18 protein-coding genes and 1 tRNA gene are annotated in these 17,954 nt (G+C 66.7%); 9 read left to right on the forward strand and 10 right to left on the reverse strand.

The genetic code is table 11. The features are described 5' to 3' along the window. Positions 1 to 103: 103 nt before the first annotated feature. The 4 genes from QO058_RS27215 to QO058_RS27230 all read left to right on the forward strand — a co-directional run bounded on the left by QO058_RS27215 (position 104) and on the right by QO058_RS27230 (position 2,319). A complete protein-coding gene (locus QO058_RS27215; protein WP_284169336.1) occupies positions 104 to 307 on the forward strand; it encodes a hypothetical protein in 204 nt (67 codons plus the stop codon). A gap of 68 nt (positions 308 to 375) precedes the next feature. Beyond that, positions 376 to 453, forward strand: a tRNA-Pro gene (locus tag QO058_RS27220). Positions 454 to 827: 374 nt separating this feature from the next. Continuing rightward, positions 828 to 1,262, forward strand: a complete 435-nt coding sequence (locus tag QO058_RS27225) for a translation initiation factor 2 (protein ID WP_284169337.1) — start codon at positions 828 to 830, stop codon at positions 1,260 to 1,262. 244 nt (positions 1,263 to 1,506) lie between these two features. Further along, entirely contained in the window at positions 1,507 to 2,319 is an 813-nt protein-coding gene (locus QO058_RS27230; RefSeq protein ID WP_284169338.1) for a class I SAM-dependent methyltransferase, read from the forward strand. Here the strand turns inward: QO058_RS27230 and QO058_RS27235 are convergent. Then, positions 2,292 to 3,545: an O-antigen ligase family protein gene (locus QO058_RS27235; RefSeq protein ID WP_284169339.1), complete on the reverse strand. Its 1,254-nt coding sequence runs from the start codon at positions 3,543 to 3,545 to the stop codon at positions 2,292 to 2,294. The two genes, QO058_RS27230 and QO058_RS27235, sit on opposite strands and share 28 nt — an antisense overlap. Next, the gene (locus tag QO058_RS27240) at positions 3,542 to 5,083 is read right to left on the reverse strand and encodes an undecaprenyl-phosphate glucose phosphotransferase (RefSeq protein WP_284169340.1); all 1,542 of its coding nucleotides are present in this window, start codon (positions 5,081 to 5,083) and stop codon (positions 3,542 to 3,544) included. The genes QO058_RS27235 and QO058_RS27240 overlap by 4 nt, the downstream gene beginning before the upstream one ends. 512 nt (positions 5,084 to 5,595) lie before the next feature. On the opposite strand from QO058_RS27240, the gene QO058_RS27245 reads away from it, so the two are divergent. Together QO058_RS27245 and mdtI are read left to right on the forward strand one after the other, a co-directional pair. After that, a complete protein-coding gene (locus QO058_RS27245) occupies positions 5,596 to 5,952 on the forward strand; it encodes a DMT family transporter (RefSeq protein WP_284169341.1) in 357 nt (118 codons plus the stop codon). Further along, the gene (mdtI, locus tag QO058_RS27250) at positions 5,949 to 6,287 is read left to right on the forward strand and encodes a multidrug/spermidine efflux SMR transporter subunit MdtI (RefSeq protein ID WP_284169342.1); all 339 of its coding nucleotides are present in this window, start codon (positions 5,949 to 5,951) and stop codon (positions 6,285 to 6,287) included. The genes QO058_RS27245 and mdtI overlap by 4 nt, the downstream gene beginning before the upstream one ends. Before the next feature lie 175 nt (positions 6,288 to 6,462). Here the strand turns inward: mdtI and QO058_RS27255 are convergent, their stop codons facing one another. The 4 genes from QO058_RS27255 to QO058_RS27270 form a co-directional block, all read right to left on the reverse strand. After that, positions 6,463 to 6,822 carry a hypothetical protein gene (locus QO058_RS27255; RefSeq protein ID WP_284169343.1) on the reverse strand — a complete coding sequence of 120 codons (360 nt, stop codon included), beginning with the start codon at positions 6,820 to 6,822 and terminating at the stop codon, positions 6,463 to 6,465. Positions 6,823 to 6,827: 5 nt separating this feature from the next. Beyond that, entirely contained in the window at positions 6,828 to 8,201 is a 1,374-nt protein-coding gene (locus QO058_RS27260; RefSeq protein ID WP_284169344.1) for a sulfite oxidase, read from the reverse strand. A 125-nt stretch (positions 8,202 to 8,326) separates the two neighbouring features. Beyond that, the gene (locus tag QO058_RS27265; protein WP_284169345.1) at positions 8,327 to 9,490 is read right to left on the reverse strand and encodes a glycosyltransferase; all 1,164 of its coding nucleotides are present in this window, start codon (positions 9,488 to 9,490) and stop codon (positions 8,327 to 8,329) included. 22 nt (positions 9,491 to 9,512) lie between these two features. Beyond that, the gene (locus QO058_RS27270) at positions 9,513 to 10,070 is read right to left on the reverse strand and encodes a polysaccharide biosynthesis/export family protein (RefSeq protein ID WP_284169346.1); all 558 of its coding nucleotides are present in this window, start codon (positions 10,068 to 10,070) and stop codon (positions 9,513 to 9,515) included. A gap of 184 nt (positions 10,071 to 10,254) precedes the next feature. Here QO058_RS27270 and QO058_RS27275 point away from each other — a divergent pair, with 184 nt between their 5' ends. Then, positions 10,255 to 12,429, forward strand: a complete 2,175-nt coding sequence (locus QO058_RS27275; RefSeq protein WP_284169347.1) for a GumC family protein — start codon at positions 10,255 to 10,257, stop codon at positions 12,427 to 12,429. A gap of 6 nt (positions 12,430 to 12,435) precedes the next feature. Here QO058_RS27275 and QO058_RS27280 read toward each other — a convergent pair whose 3' ends face one another. Next, positions 12,436 to 12,807: a GFA family protein gene (locus tag QO058_RS27280; protein ID WP_284169348.1), complete on the reverse strand. Its 372-nt coding sequence runs from the start codon at positions 12,805 to 12,807 to the stop codon at positions 12,436 to 12,438. Between the two features lie 68 nt (positions 12,808 to 12,875). After that, positions 12,876 to 14,111, reverse strand: a complete 1,236-nt coding sequence (locus tag QO058_RS27285; RefSeq protein ID WP_284169349.1) for a GNAT family N-acetyltransferase — start codon at positions 14,109 to 14,111, stop codon at positions 12,876 to 12,878. 116 nt (positions 14,112 to 14,227) lie between these two features. Between QO058_RS27285 and QO058_RS27290 the strand changes: the two genes are divergently transcribed. Beyond that, positions 14,228 to 15,280: a polysaccharide deacetylase family protein gene (locus QO058_RS27290; RefSeq protein ID WP_284169350.1), complete on the forward strand. Its 1,053-nt coding sequence runs from the start codon at positions 14,228 to 14,230 to the stop codon at positions 15,278 to 15,280. A gap of 28 nt (positions 15,281 to 15,308) precedes the next feature. Here QO058_RS27290 and QO058_RS27295 read toward each other — a convergent pair whose 3' ends face one another. Both QO058_RS27295 and QO058_RS27300 read right to left on the reverse strand, forming a co-directional pair. Further along, entirely contained in the window at positions 15,309 to 16,319 is a 1,011-nt protein-coding gene (locus QO058_RS27295) for an amino acid ABC transporter substrate-binding protein (RefSeq protein WP_284169351.1), read from the reverse strand. 226 nt (positions 16,320 to 16,545) lie between these two features. Continuing rightward, positions 16,546 to 16,755: a DUF2842 domain-containing protein gene (locus QO058_RS27300; protein ID WP_284169352.1), complete on the reverse strand. Its 210-nt coding sequence runs from the start codon at positions 16,753 to 16,755 to the stop codon at positions 16,546 to 16,548. 129 nt (positions 16,756 to 16,884) lie between these two features. On the opposite strand from QO058_RS27300, the gene QO058_RS27305 reads away from it, so the two are divergent. Further along, entirely contained in the window at positions 16,885 to 17,943 is a 1,059-nt protein-coding gene (locus QO058_RS27305) for a COX15/CtaA family protein (protein WP_347975524.1), read from the forward strand. Positions 17,944 to 17,954 lie beyond the last annotated feature (11 nt).

Raw genomic sequence — 17,954 nt, forward strand, 5'->3', positions numbered from 1 at the left:
CGCCGGGAAAGTCGGGATATGGTTGGCCGGCTGAATGGTGGATTGGCCGTGGCGCGGGGCGTCGCTTCGCCGCCAGGCGCTCCGTAGCCGGACGGAGGCAGGCATGACCAATATCCTCCTGATCCTGGGTATCATCGCGACGCTGGCCGCTTCGATCTGGCTCGCGCTCGAGAACAATGCGGCGCTGGCTCTGCCGTTGGTGATCGTGCTTGCCGGCCTGATCCGCACGCTGGTCCGCCGCTCGGGTCGGAGAGGCATAACGCCGGCCGAGGTCGCGCCGCCTCCGCACGATGACCGGCAGCTGTGAATCCAGCAGCACGACCCGGCAATTGCCGCGTTGCATCGCGGCGGCCGGCCCTCTATAAGCCGTCGCGTCGGAGCGTAGCGCAGCCCGGTTAGCGCACTTGTCTGGGGGACAAGGGGTCGGAGGTTCGAATCCTCTCGCTCCGACCATTTTTTCTTTTATTTCAATTGTTTGTACGAGCGCGTTCGGCGGCGTCGTTTCTCGACTCCGGAATGAAGCGCGAGCAAATCGCGCCGTTCGAGACAGAAAGTCCCGACAAAGTCCCGACGGATACTCGCATGTCCTTCCGGCCCTGCACTCTCATTGTCGCTTCGCTGCTCATCGCTCTGATGACCTCTGCCTGCTCTCGCGAGGAAACACGCCCAGCGACCTGCCAAACGCACAAGGTCAGCAACGGCGAATTGACCGAGTGCCGCTGACGCTTCGGCGGAACGCGCGGCCGCTGTGGAAAACTTGCAGCGCCGGTCGACGAATGCAGGCGCCTGTGCAACTCCCGGTATGGGGAATATGGGGCGGCGATCACATGAAGAAGCTGATGGCATGCGCCGTCGCGCTCGGGCTGGGCGCGTGCGGCACGGTTACGCGTGGCACGACGAATGACGTGACGTTTAATTCCGAGCCACCTGGAGCAGAGATGCGGACTTCGACCGGGCTGACCTGTCCGACAACACCATGCACGTTGCCGATCTCGCGGCGCCAGGAGTTTGTCGCGACATTCTCGCTGGAGGGTCACAAGGACCAGCAGGTCAATGTCACGACCGATGTCAGTGGCGGCGGTGCAGCCGGTTTCGCGGGCAACGTCCTGATCGGTGGCGTGATCGGCATGGGTGTCGACGTGGCCACCGGAGCCGCGCTCGACCATAAGCCCAATCCGGTCTTCGCCAGGATGGAGCCGATCGTAAGACCTCGTGCAACACCGGTTCAGCGCGGCCGCAGGGGGCGAGTCACGACGTCCTGAATCGCGCAGGGTCTCGCTGACGGGAGGCCGTCCGCGCGTCTTCATCGGCCTTGACCTTTGGTGGCCGAGTATCTCTGCAACCACATCGTCGTTCGGTGCAGCGCATGCGGGATCAGAGGGCGGCCGTCCCGTTTCGGGGCGGTTCGGCCAGCCGGGTGTTAACCGTTTCTTAGGGCTTCGATTGCGCTGCCTCCACCGCAGGCGCAGGGTCGGCGTCTCACAGCAGGAAACGGGACATATCGTCATGTCGACGGCGTTGACCGATCGTCGGTCGCTGCGGCCGCAGACCGCCGTCGCGACGGGCAGGGGCTCGCTCGAAAGATTCTTCGTCGGGCTCCAGCCCGATTGGCATTCCAGCTGGGCCTGGGACCATTACGAGGCGACGATCCTCGCGCTGATGCACCAGTTCCGCCTGAAGCGGCTCTGCGAGATCGGTGGCGGTCGCGATCCGCTGTTCACCGCAGAGGAGGCGCACCGCTACGGGCTCGACCTCGTCGTCAACGACATCGACGCTGGCGAGCTCGCCTTGACGCCGGAGGGGCTGCGCACCGCTCGCTTCGACATCGCCGGCGATCTTTCCGAGCCGGACATCGCCCGCGGCGGCTACGACATGATGGTCTCGCGCATGGTCTTCGAGCATGTCCATGACGTCGAGCGTGCCTGGAGCAACATCCACGCCTTGCTGGCGCCCGGCGGAATCGGCCTCGCCTTCGTCCCGACTTTGTGGGCCCCGGTCTTCGCGCTCAACCATATCCTGCCGAAGAAGGCCTCGCGCGCCATCGTGCACGCGCTCTTCCCGGCGCGGCGCGAGGGCGGCAACGCTCCGGTCTTCCCGGCCTATTACGATCGCTGCCGCGGCAGCAGCGCCGCGCTCGAGCCGATGCTGCAGCGAGCCGGCTTCCGCGACACCCGCATCCAGCCCTTTTGGGGCCATGGCTATTTTGACCGGATGCCGGGCCTGCGCGGTCTCGACGCCGCCTTCAACCGGCTCGCGGCCAGAACCGATTGGCGCTTTGTGACGACCTACACCTACGTCGTGGTGCGCAAGGAGCGCTGAGCATCCGAGGCCGGCGCGGGTAGCGCCGCCAGCCCCCAGATCAGGCCGAGCAGCAAATAGAAATGCCGCCAATGGTCTGTGTCGATCTGCACGCCCTGCAGGATCGTAATGAACAGCACCGACCAGAGCACGATCGCATGTCCCTGCCACGGCGTGCGGCGGAACACGGCACGCCAGCCGGCAATGCAGGTCGCGGCCGTGAGCGCGAGGTATGCGAAGCCGCCGAGCCAGCCATAGGAGGCGAAGCCGTTGATGTAGACGTTGTGCGGGTCTTCCGGGAAGGTGAAACGGAAGCGCAGCGGTCCGAAGCCGTTCGGCAGCTCCAGCAACATCGGGATTGAGCGCAACTGGTTGCCGAAGCGGCCGGTGACGCCCTGATCGTAGTCCTGGTCCAGGCTAGCACGAATCTCGAAGACGCTGCGGATGTTCTCGAAGGAGAGTGCGACCAGCAGCGCCACCACCACCACCAGCAGCATGACCAGGGTCAGGAAGACGATGCGGGCGCGCTGCGACGTGCTGGTCGAGGTCAGGAAGGTCAGCCCCATCATCAGCAGCGCCGACACCGCGAGATTGACCCAGGCGCCGCGCGAGAACGACAGGAACAGCGCCAGCAGCGGGATGCTCAACAGGAGAAAGCCCTTCACCAGCCCGATGCGACCGATGAGCACCGCGTGCAGCAGATAGATCAGCGGCAGCACCAGGAAAGGCCCGAGCACGTTCGGGTCCTTGAACGTGCCCGATGCCCGGGAGGCGTAGGTGAACACGCCGGAGAGGCCGCCGACATCGAAATAGCCGAGCACCGCAGCAAGACCCCCGCACCAGGCGGCGAAGAGATAGCCCTTGCGCAGCGTCTCCAGCCGGCCGAGCGGATCCTCCGCCATGATCGCCGCGAAGAAGATCGCAGTGATCATCAGATAGACTGAGACGGCGGTGAAGCGCACCGAGGCCGACTCGTCCATCCAGGGGATCAGCGCGATCACGCCGCCGATATTGTAGACGAGCAGCAGCACCGCCATGGGTAGCAGCTTCTGGGAGAAGCGGATGCCGGTGAGCGCGAAAACGAGCAGCGTGATCGGGAAGACGAATTCGTAAGGAGAGGGCTCGATCAGCGCGACGAAGCTCACCGCCAGCAGCAGCCACAGCGTGCCGCGCTTGATCGCGGCATAAGAGATCGTCAGCCGCCGGCGGCGAACTTCACCGCCTTGTCCTTGTGTCAGCGTGCTCAATAGGCGTTCTCGTTCTTGGTCATCAGCGAGAACGGCGTCTTGATCAGGATGTAGAGGTCGAGCAGCACCGACCAGTTCTCGATGTAATAGAGATCGTGCTCGACGCGGCGCTGGATCTTGTCCTCCGTGTCGGTCTCGCCACGCCAGCCATGGACCTGGGCCCAGCCGGTGATGCCGGGCTTGACCTTGTGGCGGGCGAAATAACCGTCGACGACCTGCTCATAGGCGCGGTTCGAGGCCGTGGCGTGGATCGCGTGCGGACGCGGGCCGACCAGCGAGAGATTGCCCCTGAACACGACGTTGAGGAGCTGCGGCAATTCGTCGATCGAGGTCTTGCGGATGAAGCGGCCGACGCGGGTGACGCGCGGATCGTTCTTGGTCACCTGCTTGGCGGCGGCGTGGTCGCTCATCTCGTGATAGAGCGAGCGGAACTTCAGCACCTCGATCATCTCGTTGTTGAAGCCGTAGCGCTTCTGGCGGAACAGGACCGGCCCCTTTGAGTCGAGCTTGACCGCGATGGCGGTCGCCAGCATCAGCGGCGAGAGTGCGATCAGCGCCAATGTGCCGACGATCTTGTCGAACAGCCATTTGACGACGATGTCCCAGTCGGCGATCGGCCGGTCGAAGACGTCGAGGACCGGGACGGCGCCGATATAGGAATAGGAGCGCGGCCGGAACCGGAGCTTCGACATATGGGCCGAGAGCCGGATGTCGATCGGCAGCACCCAGAGCTTGCGCAGCATGGTGAGCAGGCGCGCTTCGGCCGAGATCGGCAGCGTGAAGATCACGAGGTCGAGCTTGGTGCGGCGCGCGAACTCGACGAGATCGTCGATCGTGCCGAGCTTGGGGTAGCCGGCGACGAGATCGGGCGAGCGCTCGTCATTGCGGTCGTCGAACACGCCGCAGATGCGAAAGCCCGTGTCGCGCTGGGCCTCCAGCGCCTTGATCAGCTCCTCGCCGGCCGGACCGCCGCCAACGATCGCGGTGCGCCGCTCGAGCCGGCCCATCCGGGTAAGGCGCAGCACGATGAGCGAGACCGTCAGTCGTTCGGCGAGCAGCAGCACGAGCCCGACGGTGTAGAATCCCGCGAGCCAGACGCGCGAAACCTGGTCGCCGACCTTGAGGAAGAAGAAGCCGGCGAGGGCCAGCAGGAACAGCACGGTCCAGCCGGCGGTGACCCGCACCGCCATGGTGATGAAGTTGCGCAACGCGCCGACATGGTAGAGACGCAGGGCCTGGAAGACCGCGAGCGCGCCGATCGCCAGCAGCGGTACGGTGACCTGATAGGGCAGGATGTAGTCAACCGCGCCGGCGACGTAGAAGGCAAAGACCAGCCCGCCGACGCCGAGGATCACCAGCACATCGGCGAGACGCACCAAGCCCTCGATCAGCACTGGCGACAGCGTCTGCTTGACGGGCATGGCGGCGATCCGCTCGGCCAGCGGATGGAAGGCCCGCGTGCTGGCGGGCTCCCCGCTGGTCGGCGCGGTGCCGGCCGAATCCGCCTTGATCAGGTCGCGAACGTCGAAAGCGCCCATCTCGTCCAGTCCTCGCGCGCGGCGACACGCAGCCGCGCTGAAAGCCCTCGTGACCTAGCGCAAATTGCTCTCGGAAGACTTAATCGGACTCTGCGGAAGCGATCGGGATTTGAAGCGATTTTACGCCATCGGGGACGCCCCAAAACGGCGGCGGCGGAGCATCTTTTTCCAGACGTATGGAAAGGTCGATTTTCGCTCGGGCCTTCAAGGTATTAGCCGATGGTCTTGTCAGCCGGAAATGAGTCAAAAAGTACCGCAAAAGTTATGGTCGAGTTGACAAAAGCATAGATTCAGGCACTTAAGGCCTCGATGAGTGTCTGAGAAGCACATATTTTATCGACTTTGCCCACGGGTATTTCCGTAACATTTGGGCATGGTGGTGTGCTGGCCTTCGGCGAAAGCCTGAGCGCTCCCTTCATCTCTAACATCGTCTTTTAAACGCTAACGATGCGCACCCCGCAGACGCCGCACCCGCGCCGCCTGCGCCCTGGGCCAGCGCCCCTGTGTGACTTATGTCTTTCCATTGGTTGATCCTGCTCGCGGCCATCGCCGTCGAGTTGCTCGCGACATCGGCGCTGAAGGCCTTCGTCGCGGCCCCGGTCCTCGTCGCGGTCCTGCCGCTCGTGCTGATCGGACTATCCTTCGCCCTGCTCAGCGTCGCGCTGCGCGTCATCCCCATGGCCGTCGCCTACGCGGTCTGGGAAGGCCTCGGCATCGTCGGCATCGCCCTGATCGGCCATGCCTTCTTCGCCGAGCATCTGACGGTCTCGCGCATCCTGGCGCTGGCCCTGATCATCGGCGGCATCGTGCTGCTGGAACGCGGCGTCGGCCACGACGCGCCTGAGAAGGATGAGCGGAGGCTGGTGTGACCTTCGCTGCTTCCGCGCAGGCCTTCGCAATGGCCTGGCTCGCACTTGCCGTCACCCTCGAGGTGATCGGCACCAGCCTGCTCAAGCTCTCCGACGGGCTGAAGCGTCGTCTCGTCGGCGCCCTCGGCGTGCTCTGCGTCGTCGGTGCCTTCGCCGCCCTGGCGCAGGCGATCCGCGGCATGGACCTCTCGGTCGCCTACGCCGTCTGGGGCGGCGTCGGCCTGGTGCTGACGGCCGTGGTCGGCTCGCTTGCCTTCGGCCAGCGCATCCGCCCGGCCGGCTGGCTCGGCATCGCGCTGGTCATCGCCGGCGTGGTCGCGCTCAAGCTGTTCTGAATAGTGCGCCGTCTTTCCGGGGCGGCGCGAAGCGCCGAGCCCGGAATCCAGAACCGCTGTCAGCCATCGTGGAGGTGCGACAGCCGACGGACTTCTTCGGATACGGCATCGGTTCTGGGTTCCGGGCTCAGGCCTTCGGCCTGCCCCGGAATGACGGGGAGTGAGCCGAAACCACTCAGTTCAGGAACGGGTTCTTCCACCCGCCCTGCTGGGCCGGCGCCTTGGGCGGAAAGACCTCGGCGAGATAGTCGAGCACCTTGCCGCGCTCGTCCGTGGCGAGGACCGGCATGTTGTGCTTGCTGACCATCCAGTCGAGTGTCTCGCCCCACTTCTCGCGGCTCAGTCCCTGCGCTGCGACCAGCTTGAAGTTGTGGCAGGCGATGCAAGCATAGAAGGCCTCGTCGCGGTTGGGCCCGGCCGGGAACATCTCCGGCGTCTCCTCCGACGGGGCAGGGGCCTGCGCCAGCGCCGACGACGCGGCGAACAGAAGCCCCGCGCCGAGCACGAGCCCGGCGCGGCGAAAGCGGGTGGTCATGGCGCTCACCCGACCAGCACCGCGACCCGGTGCATCGGATTGGCGCCATAGCCCTGCGGGTTCCAGCCGCCGGCGACATGCGGTTGCGCCCGGCCCTTGCTGTCGGTCGCGCGGACCCAGAGTTCGTAATAGCCGTCGGAGGGCAGTTCGACCTCGGCCGTCCAGCGCCGCCAGTCATAACGGTTGCGTGGCTCGGCCGCCTTGGCCTGTTTCCAGGTCGCGCCGAAATCGATCGAGACGTCGACACGCGAGACCCCCTCGTGCCCGTCCCAGGCCGCGCCGCGCAGTGCGAGCTTGCGGGTTCCGGCTGCGATGCGTGTGCCGTTCGCCGGATTGGTGATGATGCCGCGCACCGGCATATCGGTCATGGTGCGCATATTGGCATCGTCGGTCTTGCCGCCGGGGATCATCGGCTTGATCGCGACCGAATAGGAGGTGCCGCCCATGCCCTGGCCGTCATGCTCCTTGTCGCGGATCGCGATCCGCTTCAGCCATTTATGCGAAACCGAGGCCGGGAAGCCGGGGATGACCACCCGCAGCGGCCCGCCATGGATGGCCGGGAGCGGCTGGCCGTTCATCGCCCAGACCAGCAGCGCATGCGGCTCGAGCGCAGCCGCGATCGGCACGCCGCGCGAGATCGCATCCTTGCCCGCCTCGCCGGAGAGATGCTGGTCGGCGCCGTAATTGCCGGTGTGGACGGCGCTCGATTTGATGCCGGCGCTCTGCAGCACGTCGGCGAGCGGCACGCCTGTCCATTCGGCGCAGCCGGCGCCGCCATTGCTCCACTGGTTGCCGCGCGCCTGCGGCTGGAAGAAGGAGCGGCCATTGCCGCCGCATTCCAGCACCGTGCGATAGGTCTTGTGCGTGAACTTCTGCTTGAGCTCGCCGAGCTTGAGCTTCAGCGGCGTGTTGACCTCGCCGTCGATCGAGAACTCCCAGGCGTCGCCCTCTTTGAAATCGTCGGGCGTCAGGCCGTTGTTGCGCACGAAGAACTTCTCGAACGGCGTGGTGTCGTCGTCGAGCATGTGCTCGGGGGTCTCGGCGACGAGCGGCCGGTCGCCGAGCAAGACGAGGCCCTTGGCCTTGCCGGGGAAATCGAGCAGTTGCGGCCCCTTCGGCGCAGCGGCTGCCGCCGGTGCCGAGGATGGGGCGGGGGAGGCGGGCGGTGCGCCCTGCGCCAGTGCGGCCGGGATCAGCCCGGCCGGCATATGCTCCGAGAACGGGATCGTGCCGCCGACCGCGGCGCCCATCGTCACGAGCCCGGCGCCACCCAGGAAGCCGCGGCGCGAGGAACCCGTACGGCGGCCGAAGGCCAGGGCGTCGCCGCGCTCCGGATCGTCGCCGTAGAGTTCGCTGAGCGATCGTTCCTGCTTCGCCATGGTGTCCTCCTGGGGGCACGGTTGATCCTGCATCCTGTGAGGAGGATGCGCGAACCCAGAAGATTATTCTACCGGCAAGGTACCGCTCCGGATCGGTCGATCAGCAGATACCGCTCAGCCGGCTTTCAGCCGACACGCTTACCGAGCGCGGCCCGATAGGCGTCGAGAACACCGTCGACCATGGCGTCGAGCCGGAAATTGGCTTTCACATGCTCGGCGAGATCGGCCGCTTGCGCCAGCCTCTCGGCTGCTGGTGTCGCCAGCGTCTTCCGGATCGTGTCGGCCAGGACGGTCGGCTCGTTCGGCGGGATCAGCCGGCCGGCATGGCCGGGGCCGTAGATCTCCTTGATGCCCCCGACATCGGTCGCGATCAGCGGCTGTGCTGCCGCTGCCGCCTCCAGGATGACGTAAGGCAGCGATTCCGCCCGCGACGGGATCACCATCACATGCGCCTTGGCGAGCGCGTCGCGAATCGGCCCCGGTGGCTCGAACACGCATTGCGCGGCGACGCCCTGGTCGACCGTCATCTGTCGCAGCAGCGCTTCGTCCGGGCCGGAGCCGACGATCAGGATGCGCGGCGTCAGCCCGTCGCGGCGCTTCAGCAGCGCGAGCGCTTCGATCAGCGTGTCGACCCCCTTGGCCGAGCGCAGTTCGCCGAGATAGACGAGATCGAACGCGGCCTCGGAATGATCGATCGGCTCGAACTCTGCCTCCGAAATCCCGTTCAGCACGATCCTGTGGTCGGTGCGCGGCTTGTGCCCGGTACAGGCCTCGAAGCGCCCGGCGATGAAGGCGCTCTCGAACAGGAACATGTCCGTCGCCGGCTCGAGCAGGCGCTCGATCGCCATATAGATGCGGTGTTCGCCACTGCCCGGCTTGTAGTTGAAGCTACCACCATGCGGCGTATAGGCGGTGGCATAGCTCCGCCGGGGTGAGACCAGAGCGGGCAGGCGGGCATAGACGCCGCCCTTCGAGCCGTGCGCATGCACGACCTGCGGTGCGATTCGCTTGCGTATCGACGCAGCTGAAGCTTGCGCGCGCATGTCGGTGAGGCTCGGGTAGCGCGACATCGGAACACGCGTGACACCAAGCGAGAGCTGCGGCCCGAGCTCGGCGAAGACCTGGTCGGCGCGCGCGCCGCCAGTCGTCGAATCGCAGAAGATGCCGACGGCGTGGCCCCGCGCGATCTGGCCGCGAGCGAGGTCGAGCACATGGCGGAAGAGGCCGCCGAGCGGTGCGCGGAAGACGTGCAGGATCGTCAGGGGAGCGGAGCCGGCCGCGGCGGACATGGTCAAACGCTCCGGGTCGTGGTCAGAACCAGCGTTCCTTGATCACGATCGTGTCGCCCGGCCTGACCGGATAGGTGACAGGCACCGTGCCGGTGACGAGCTGGCCGTCCATCAGCCTGGTGACCTCGGCATAATTGCGCTGGCCGCGCGGCGTAAAGCCGCCAGCGATCGCCACGGCCGTCTGCACCGTCATGCCGTTGACGAAGGGGAACTGGCCGGAATTGGTGACTTCGCCGAGCACGAAGAAGGGGCGGTAGGCGTCGACCTCGACCGAAACCCTGGGCTCGCGCAGATAGCCGCCGCGCAGCTTCGCCTCGATCGCTCGTTCGAGCTGTTGCGTCGTGCGCCCCTGAACCTCGACCGCGCCGATCAGCGGCATCGAGATCCGCCCGGAGCCGTCGACGGCATAGACGTTGGAGAGGTTGTCCTGGCCGAAGACGATGACGCGTAAGCGATCGCCGCTGGCGAGCTGATAGGGCGCGGCCGTCTCGACGGCGAATTCCGGTGCGACCATGCGCGGCGCACAGCCGGCAAGGGCGAGCGCGGCGGCAAGCGCCAGACAGACGGGATGTCTACTCATCATCACCGGCGGACCCATCGAGACATGCCCCTAGGGATAGGTCGTCATGGTTAACAAAACCTGATCGGCCGACCCTTCGGGGCATATTAAAGGTTGCGGCTCTTAACCCACCACTAACCTTAATGGGCTCACATGACGCTGCGTCTCTCGCGAGATGCGAGAGTTCTGCGTGAATGGAAGCCTCATGACCGCTCGCTACGATACCGTTGCGGCCGCTGGCGAGAGCCGCTCCGATCTGCTCGACTTGCCGGCCCTCTGGGCCGCGATCAAGGCGCGCAAGCTCTGGATCATCGGGCCGACGCTGGCCGCGCTCGGGCTGTCCTTCATCGCGGTCAATGCCGTCACGCCGCGCTACACCGGCGAGGCACGGCTGCTGCTCGAAAACCGCGACAGTTTCTACACGCGGCCGGGGCAGGCGCCGTCGGAGAGCTCCGGCCAGCAATTCGACTCCGAGGGCGTGCAGAGCCAGGTCCAGGTCATCATGTCGCGCGATCTGGCGCGGGAGGCGATCAAGCGGATCGGCCTGGTCGGCAATTCGGAATTCGACTCAGGTGCCGGGGCGCTCGGCGCGCTGAAGAAGGTCGGTGTCCTGCTCGGCATCGGCGCCCATCCGGCTGACCGGTCGCCGGAGGAGCGGGTGCTGGAGAAATATTACGACCGGCTCCTGGTTTTCCCGGTTGGGCGCTCGCGCATCGTCTCGATCGAGTTCACCTCGCAGGATCCGGCGCTCGCCGCCAAGGCGGCCAACGAGATCGCTGCCGTTTATCTGGAGATGCAAGAGGCGGCCAAGCAGGATACGGCCCGCAGCGCCTCGTCCTGGCTCTCGACCACAATCGAGCCGCTGCGCAAGCGGCTGGCGGAATCGGAGGCCAAGGTCGAGGAGTTCCGCTCCCGCCACGGCCTTCTCGTCGGCGCCAACAACACGACGATCACCGCGCAGCAGCTCGCCGACCTGTCGACGCAGCTCTCCAATGCGCGGAACCAGCAGGCCGAGTCGCAGGCCAAGGCCTCGATCATCCGTGACGCGATCAAGGCCGGGCGTACCTTCGAGATTCCCGATGTCGCCAACAACGATCTCGTCCGCCGGCTGATCGAGCAGCGCGTCAACCTGCGGGCCCAGCTGGCGCTCGAATCGCGCAACCTCCTCTCCGAGCATCCGCGCATCAAGGAGCTGAACGCCCAGCTCGCCGACCTCGAGGGCCAGATCCGCGCCGCCGCCGAGCGCGCCGTGCGCACGCTGGAGAACGAGGCCAAGATCGCCGGCCAGCGCGTCGAGAGCGTCACCGCTGCGCTCGAAGGCCAGAAGAAGACCGCCTCGGGCGCCAATGACGACGAGGTCCAGCTGCGCGCGCTCGAGCGCGAGGCGCGGACCCAGCGCGACCAGCTCGAACAGTACATGCTGCGCTATCGCGAGGCGCTCGCCCGCGACAGTCTGAATGCAACGCCAGCCGATGCGCGGGTCATTTCGCGCGCCATCGAGCCGACCGAGCCGTCCTTCCCGAAGAAGCTGCCGACGATGCTCGTCGCGACGCTGGCGACCTTCCTGGTGGCACTGGCGGCGGTGGTCTCGCGTGAACTGCTGAACGGCGGCTCGCCGGCGCCGGCCGAAGATGCGCCGCGGCGCAGGGCGCCGGGCCGTGTCGAGCCGGCTGTCGGCTCCGAGGAAGAGGGCGACGAAGTCGAGGCCGCGGCCCCACCGCCACGTCGCCGCGAGCGCATTGCCGGCCTGCTGACCCATGGCGGACGCATCGGCCAGCTCCATCTCGACCTCACTGATCCCGATGCCGGCGCGGCCGAACTCGCCGCCTGCGTCAACAAGGCGAGCGAGGGCCATGCGCCGCTCGTCCTGGTGCTCGATGGCGCGGAGCCGGGCGAAGCCTCGCCGCGCGCTTTGGCGCTGCTCCTCTCCGAGCGCAGCCGCTGCATCCTGGTCGATCTCGCCAGTGACGGCCGCGACCGCGCCGGCTTCTCTGAGCTGCTCGCCGGCGAGGCGATGTTCTCCGACATCATCACCCGCGAGGAGGATTCGCGCCTGCACGAGATCGCGCCGGGCCGGGCCGGTCGGCACGCGGTGCTGGCGGCGCCAGACATCGTCGACGTCGCCCTCGATGCGCTCTGTGAGACCTATGACTGGGTGCTGGTCGCCGCCGCCTCGACCGACGAAGCCGAGGTTCTGTCGCCGCTGCTGGCGCGAGCCCAGGGCGCGCTGGTCATGGCCGGCCATGCCGGCAACGGCCACGCCGTCGAGGCCGCCTATCGCCTGACCGACCTGACCGGCGCCCCGATTGCGCTGATCATGGTCGATGCGCCCGAGCGGGTCGAGCTCGCCGTGCAGGAGAAGGACCCGGTGCCGGCCTGAAGGCCGCTACCAGAGGTTCTTGCCGTCGATCGCCCTGACCGGAACGGCGCCGAGATCGAAATCGTCGAGCACGCGCGCGTTCACGGCGACCTTCGGATTGTCGAAATCGGGCTCGCCGCTCGACCAGTCCGGCGATTCGGTGAAGGTGGTGCAACCGCACTCGCCGCAGAAATGATGCGCCACCATCTTGCTCTGCCAGCGATAGGTCGAAAGGCTCTCGCGTGGCGTCAGCAGCCGGAACTGGGCGGGCTTGTGGTAGCTCCATAGCGCGCCGCGATTGGAGCAGATCGAGCAGGTACAGGCGACCACCTCGGTGACCGGCTCCAGAACCTCGAACTTCGTCGCGCCGCAATGGCAGCTGCCGCTGATGATCGTCATGTCGCCCGCTCCGTGAATTGTGCGGGCAGATCAATCCTAGTTTCTTGTCAGCATATGGCAGGAGCGGGTTATTCGTCCACGTCGCCTGGCTTGCGGCGCCTCAGCCAGCCAAGGACGCGTTGCGCCGCTTTGAGCGCGACAGGCGAGGCCTTGATCCGCCGCTTCAGCGCGCGCTTGGCCCGGCTGTAGCTGGCGTAGGCACGGCCCTTGGCGGTCAACGGAAAGAAGGTGTCGACCAGATCGTCGCTGTCGTCGCAGATCGTCGTCTTGTAGCGCGCCTCGCCGATGCCGAGATCGAACATGGTCAGGCCGGCCTGGCATTTGTGTCTGATCAATTCGACCAGAAGGATCTCGCCCGGACTGCTGCGCGCCGCGCCGGAGGCGAGGTCGAAGGAGGTCGCCATGCCGGAGAAGCGCTTGTCCTGGGCGGCCCCAACATAGGTTGCCACCGGACGGCCAGCGAGGTCGAGGGAATAGAGTTCGATCACCGGCGGATGGCCGGGGCTGCCGATGGCGCCGCGATGCAGGAAATCGCGGATCGCCGGCGCGGCGAACGGGTCGGGCACGCCCATCTGGGCGAAGCGGGCGGCCTTCTGCGCCAGGAAGGTGTCGAGCACGCGCGCAATCTCGGTTTCGCCGCGGGCCCGGACCAGCTCGGACGGGCCGAGCTCGGCGAAGCGGTTGCGCTTCGTCGTCAGCTTCTTGCGGGCATGCTTGCTCATCGAGCGCCGGAGCGTGCCCTCGCCATCGCCGGGTTCGAGCGCGAGCTTGTAGGCGCGGCTCGGGCTCTGCCCCGCGGCGAGCCTTGCCGGCGGGTTGGCGATGCCCTGCCAGGCGACCGGCTGGTTGATCAGGAACAGCGCGTCGATCCCGCCGAGAGTCGCGCCGATTTCCTTCAGCAGCGACTGCGTTGTCGCTGCATCGAGCGCCGCGGCGAAATCCGGTCGATACAGGGCCATATGATAATTGGCGTGCTTACCGCCGATGAACTCGGCGAAGCGCGTGCTCAGGCGCCGCGTGATCACCAGTGGGAACAGTGCGAGCAGCTCGCCTTGCTCATCTTCGGCCCGGACGAAGCGGAACTCCATGGCTTCGGCTCGCCCGATCGTCTCGACGAAAGGCCGGACCCAGTCATAGGCTTGGTAGGGCGTCACCAGGGCGCCCGCTTCGAGCGCGCGCCAGTCGGCTTCCAGCGCGGCGATATCGCTGCTGACGCCGAGCCTGTGCCAGGGGTGCACTTCTGCGTCCCGCCGCAAGGCAGGAAGGACAGGCAGGCTGGGCGCGCTATCGGCGACGGCGGACATGCCGCGATCCTTAACCCGGCATTGTGAACGGACCTGCCATGATCGCCGGCGTTGCATGACGCCATCGCCGAACAGCGTTAGCGAAGGGTTGAATCGATGTCTCGGAGACGCGGGGCATGAGCCTGCGCCACAAGGCTTTTTCCGCCGCGTTCCGGATGATCGCGGCGACCGGTGCCGACCGCTGGGGCAGGGGGCTGGCCCAGGGTAAGGGCGCGATCCTGACGCTGCACCATGTCCGCCCGGCGGCGGCCGGGGGCTTCCGGCCGAACGGGCTGCTCGAGATCACGCCTGGCTTCCTCGACCGGGCGCTGACCCAGATCCGCGCCGAGGGCTACGACATCGTCTCGCTCGACGAGGCGCTGGCGCGACTGGCCGATCCCAGGCCCGGCCGCTTCTTCGTCGCGCTCACCTTCGATGACGGCTATCGCGACAATCTCGACCATGCCTGGCCGGTGCTGGCCAGGCACGAGGCGCCGTGGACGCTCTATGTCGTGCGCGGCTTTGCCGAGCGCACGGCGCGGCTCTGGTGGCTGGAGCTGGAGGAGGCGATCCGGGTCCTGCCGCACATCGCGCTCGACCTGCCCGATGGCCGCTTCGATGTGCCCGCGAGTAGTGATGTGCAGAAGCAGAAAGCTTTCGACCAGCTCTACTGGCGTCTGCGCAAGGAGCCGGAAGCGATTCTGCTCTCGACGATTTCCGGGCTTGCGGGAGAGGCCGGCATCGATCCTGCGGCGCTGGTCGAGCGCGAATGCCTGCCGGCCGAGACCTTGCGCTCGCTCGCCGGCGCGCCCGGCGTCACCATCGGCGCCCATACGCTCAGCCACCCGATGCTGGCCAAGCACCCGGAAGAGGTCGCGCGCCGCGAGATCGTCGAGAGCAAGGCCTGGTTGGAGGAGGCGCTTGGCATGCCCATCCGCCACTTCGCCTATCCGGTCGGCGATCCCGGCTCCGCCGGCCCGCGCGAATTCACGCTGGCGAAGGAAGCCGGGTTCGCCAGCGCCGTGACGACAAGGCCGGGGCACCTCTTCGCCGAGCACGCGCAGCATCTGCACGCGCTGCCGCGCGTCTCGCTCAACGGCCTGCATCAGAGCGAGGCGGCGCTCCGGGCGCTGCTCTCGGGACTGCCGTTCTTGCTCTGGAATCGGGGCAGGAAAGTAAGCGTCGGCTAGCCGAAGGTCAGGAGGCCGGCCGGAGCGATCAGCGGATCGGCGGGGCGTAGTGCAGGCCGCCCTGCTTCCAGGAGGCATTCAGCCCGCGCTCGATCTTCAGGGGACTGTCCTTGCCGATGTTGCGGTCGAAGACCTCGCCATAGGCGCCGACCTTCCGGACGATGTTCAGCGCCCAGTCGCGCGATAGCCCGAGCGATTCGCCGATCGCCCCTTCGCGGCCGAGCAGGCGCAAGATGTTGGGGTCCTTCGTCGACGCGGCGACCTGCTCGACAGTGCTCGACGTCAGCCCGAATTCCTCGGCCGCGTGCATCGCATAGGCCGACCACTTGACCACATTGTACCAGGCATCGTCACCCTGCCGGACGGCGGCGCCGAGCGGCTCCTTGGAGAGCGTGTCGGGGAGCACGACGTGCTTTTGCGGCTCCGTCAGCTTCGAGCGAAAGGCGTAGAGGACCGAGCGGTCGGAGCTGAAGGCGTCGCAGCGACCCGACTGATAGCCCTGCAGCGCCTCCTCCTGCGAGGCGAACGCCACGATCTCGTTCTTCAGGTTGTTGGTGCGGAAGAAGTCCGTCAGGTTGAGCTCGGTGGTCGAGCCCTGGTTGGTGCAGAGCGTCGCGCCGTTCAATTCCTTGCCGGATTTGACCTCACCCGAGCGGACCATGATCCCCTGGCCATCGTAATAGGTCACGGCGGCGAACAGGATGCCGTTGGTGGTCTCGCGCCCCATCGTCCAGGTCGTCGTGTTGAAGAGGATGTCGACCTCGCCGGACTGCAGCGCCGTGAAACGGGACGCAGCCGGCAGCGGCACGATCATGATCTTCTCGGGATCGCCGAACACGGCCGCGGCCACCGCGCGGCAGACATCGACATCGAGGCCGCGATGGCGGCCGGTCGCATCGGCCACGGAGAAGCCCGGCGTGCCCATGGTGGAGCTGCATTTCAGGACCCCGCGCTGTCTCACGGTTTCCAGCGTGCCGGCCTCTGCCAGCCCTCCGCCAAGGGCCAGGGCCAGAGCAGCCAGCTGCAACAACGTCTTCATGACCCGAGCCCCCATCTCATCCGCGACACGCATCATGCCGGGCGACACTTTCGATCGCGGCGAAACGTTATTGCGGTTGCGGCGAGAGAAGCGCTCTGAATGGCCGGTCCGGCTGCACGTTTTTTAAGAACGGAGGTTCAAAAACGCAGGAAACGACAAAGCGCCCCTGGAGGCGCTCAAGTCGGTTGCCGCTGACTTGGAATGGCGCCGGAGGGGGAGGGCGCGATCAGGCCTCGTCCTTGCGTTCCATCCACTTGATCAGCGGCAGGAGCGGCAGCACCCAGACCAGCCCGAGCACGACATAGGCGATCGTCTGCACGAGCTTCGAGGATTCGGTGATCCGGCCCTGCGCCAGCGCCATGGCGACGAGCGCGTAGACGCAGACGAAGACGATCATCACGACCGTGCCGACGAGCTTGCGATGGGTCTGCCTCATGGCGATCTTCAGTCCGGGCTGCGGCATTGCGGGCGTTGTTCAGGTCTCGCGGGCGGACTATCTGTCACCCGCCGCCGTGCTTGTGAAGCATATTCAAGCCAGCTCCCTGCGACCCGAGGTCCCGCCGCCGTGACGATCGCGCTCGATCAGCCTGCCGTTTCGGCCGCTGCGAACCATGCCGGCATCCGCCGCTGGCTCTGGGCGGTCGCCTTCCTCGTCTTCGTCATGGTCGTGGTCGGCGGCGCGACGCGGCTGACCGGCTCCGGCCTCTCGATCACCGAATGGCGCCCCGTCACCGGTGCGCTCCCGCCGCTGGGCGATGCCGCCTGGGCGCTCGAATTCGAGAAGTACCGCCTGAGCCCGCAATACCAGCTCCTGAACACGGGCATGGAGCTCGCCGACTTCAAGTTCATCTATTGGTGGGAATGGGGCCATCGCCAGCTCGGCCGCTTCATCGGGCTGCTCTATCTCGCCGGCTTCTTCGTCGTGCTGCTGCGGCGGTCGATGCCCTGGCGCGAAACGGCGATCCTGTTCGGCATGGGCCTGCTGCTCGGCCTGCAGGGCACGATCGGCTGGATCATGGTCGCCTCGGGCTTGCAGCCCGGCATGATCGCGGTCGCTCCGGTCAAGCTGACGCTGCACCTCACCTTCGCCGGCTTCTTTTTCGCCAGCGTCATCGCTTTCGCGACCTGGCTGACGCCGCTGCGCCGGATCGAGCCGGCACGGGACAGGGCGGCCGCCTGGTTCCTCCTCCTGCTGCTTTTCGCGCAAGTCGCGCTCGGCGGGCTCGTCGCCGGTTCCAAGGCCGGCTTCACCTTCAACACCTGGCCATTGATGGACGGGGCGCTGGTGCCCTCGCCCGCGACCCTGTTCGCCGGCACGCCGGTCTGGGAGAACTTCGTCGACAATGTCGCGCTGGTGCAGTTCAACCATCGCCTCGGCGCCTACCTCCTGTTCGCCTTCGCGCTCTGGCACATGCTGAGTTTGCGCCGTGTCGCGCCGGGCTCAGGCGCCGCCAAGCGCGCCACTGTCATCGCCGGGCTCGTGCTGGCGCAATCTGCGCTCGGCGTCGTGACGCTGCTCCTGGTCGTGCCGCTCTGGGCCGGCCTCGCCCATCAGGCGCTCGGCTTCACCGTACTGGCGATGGGCGTGGTGCATGTGACGCGCACGCAGCAGGCGGCGAGCTGAAGCACGTCATG

It is taken from the genome of Bosea vestrisii, assembly GCF_030144325.1.
Taxonomy (GTDB): domain Bacteria; phylum Pseudomonadota; class Alphaproteobacteria; order Rhizobiales; family Beijerinckiaceae; genus Allobosea; species Allobosea vestrisii_A.

Coding starts and splice junctions, on each gene's coding strand:
- QO058_RS27215 (WP_284169336.1), top strand. CDS start 104: ATGACCAATATCCTCCTGATCCTGGGTATCATCGCGACGCTGGCCGCT.
- QO058_RS27225 (WP_284169337.1), top strand. CDS start 828: ATGAAGAAGCTGATGGCATGCGCCGTCGCGCTCGGGCTGGGCGCGTGC.
- QO058_RS27230 (WP_284169338.1), top strand. CDS start 1,507: ATGTCGACGGCGTTGACCGATCGTCGGTCGCTGCGGCCGCAGACCGCC.
- QO058_RS27240 (WP_284169340.1), bottom strand. CDS start 5,083: ATGGGCGCTTTCGACGTTCGCGACCTGATCAAGGCGGATTCGGCCGGC.
- QO058_RS27245 (WP_284169341.1), top strand. CDS start 5,596: ATGTCTTTCCATTGGTTGATCCTGCTCGCGGCCATCGCCGTCGAGTTG.
- QO058_RS27255 (WP_284169343.1), bottom strand. CDS start 6,822: ATGACCACCCGCTTTCGCCGCGCCGGGCTCGTGCTCGGCGCGGGGCTT.
- QO058_RS27260 (WP_284169344.1), bottom strand. CDS start 8,201: ATGGCGAAGCAGGAACGATCGCTCAGCGAACTCTACGGCGACGATCCG.
- QO058_RS27265 (WP_284169345.1), bottom strand. CDS start 9,490: ATGTCCGCCGCGGCCGGCTCCGCTCCCCTGACGATCCTGCACGTCTTC.
- QO058_RS27270 (WP_284169346.1), bottom strand. CDS start 10,070: ATGAGTAGACATCCCGTCTGTCTGGCGCTTGCCGCCGCGCTCGCCCTT.
- QO058_RS27275 (WP_284169347.1), top strand. CDS start 10,255: ATGACCGCTCGCTACGATACCGTTGCGGCCGCTGGCGAGAGCCGCTCC.
- QO058_RS27280 (WP_284169348.1), bottom strand. CDS start 12,807: ATGACGATCATCAGCGGCAGCTGCCATTGCGGCGCGACGAAGTTCGAG.
- QO058_RS27285 (WP_284169349.1), bottom strand. CDS start 14,111: ATGTCCGCCGTCGCCGATAGCGCGCCCAGCCTGCCTGTCCTTCCTGCC.
- QO058_RS27290 (WP_284169350.1), top strand. CDS start 14,228: ATGAGCCTGCGCCACAAGGCTTTTTCCGCCGCGTTCCGGATGATCGCG.
- QO058_RS27295 (WP_284169351.1), bottom strand. CDS start 16,319: ATGAAGACGTTGTTGCAGCTGGCTGCTCTGGCCCTGGCCCTTGGCGGA.
- QO058_RS27300 (WP_284169352.1), bottom strand. CDS start 16,755: ATGAGGCAGACCCATCGCAAGCTCGTCGGCACGGTCGTGATGATCGTC.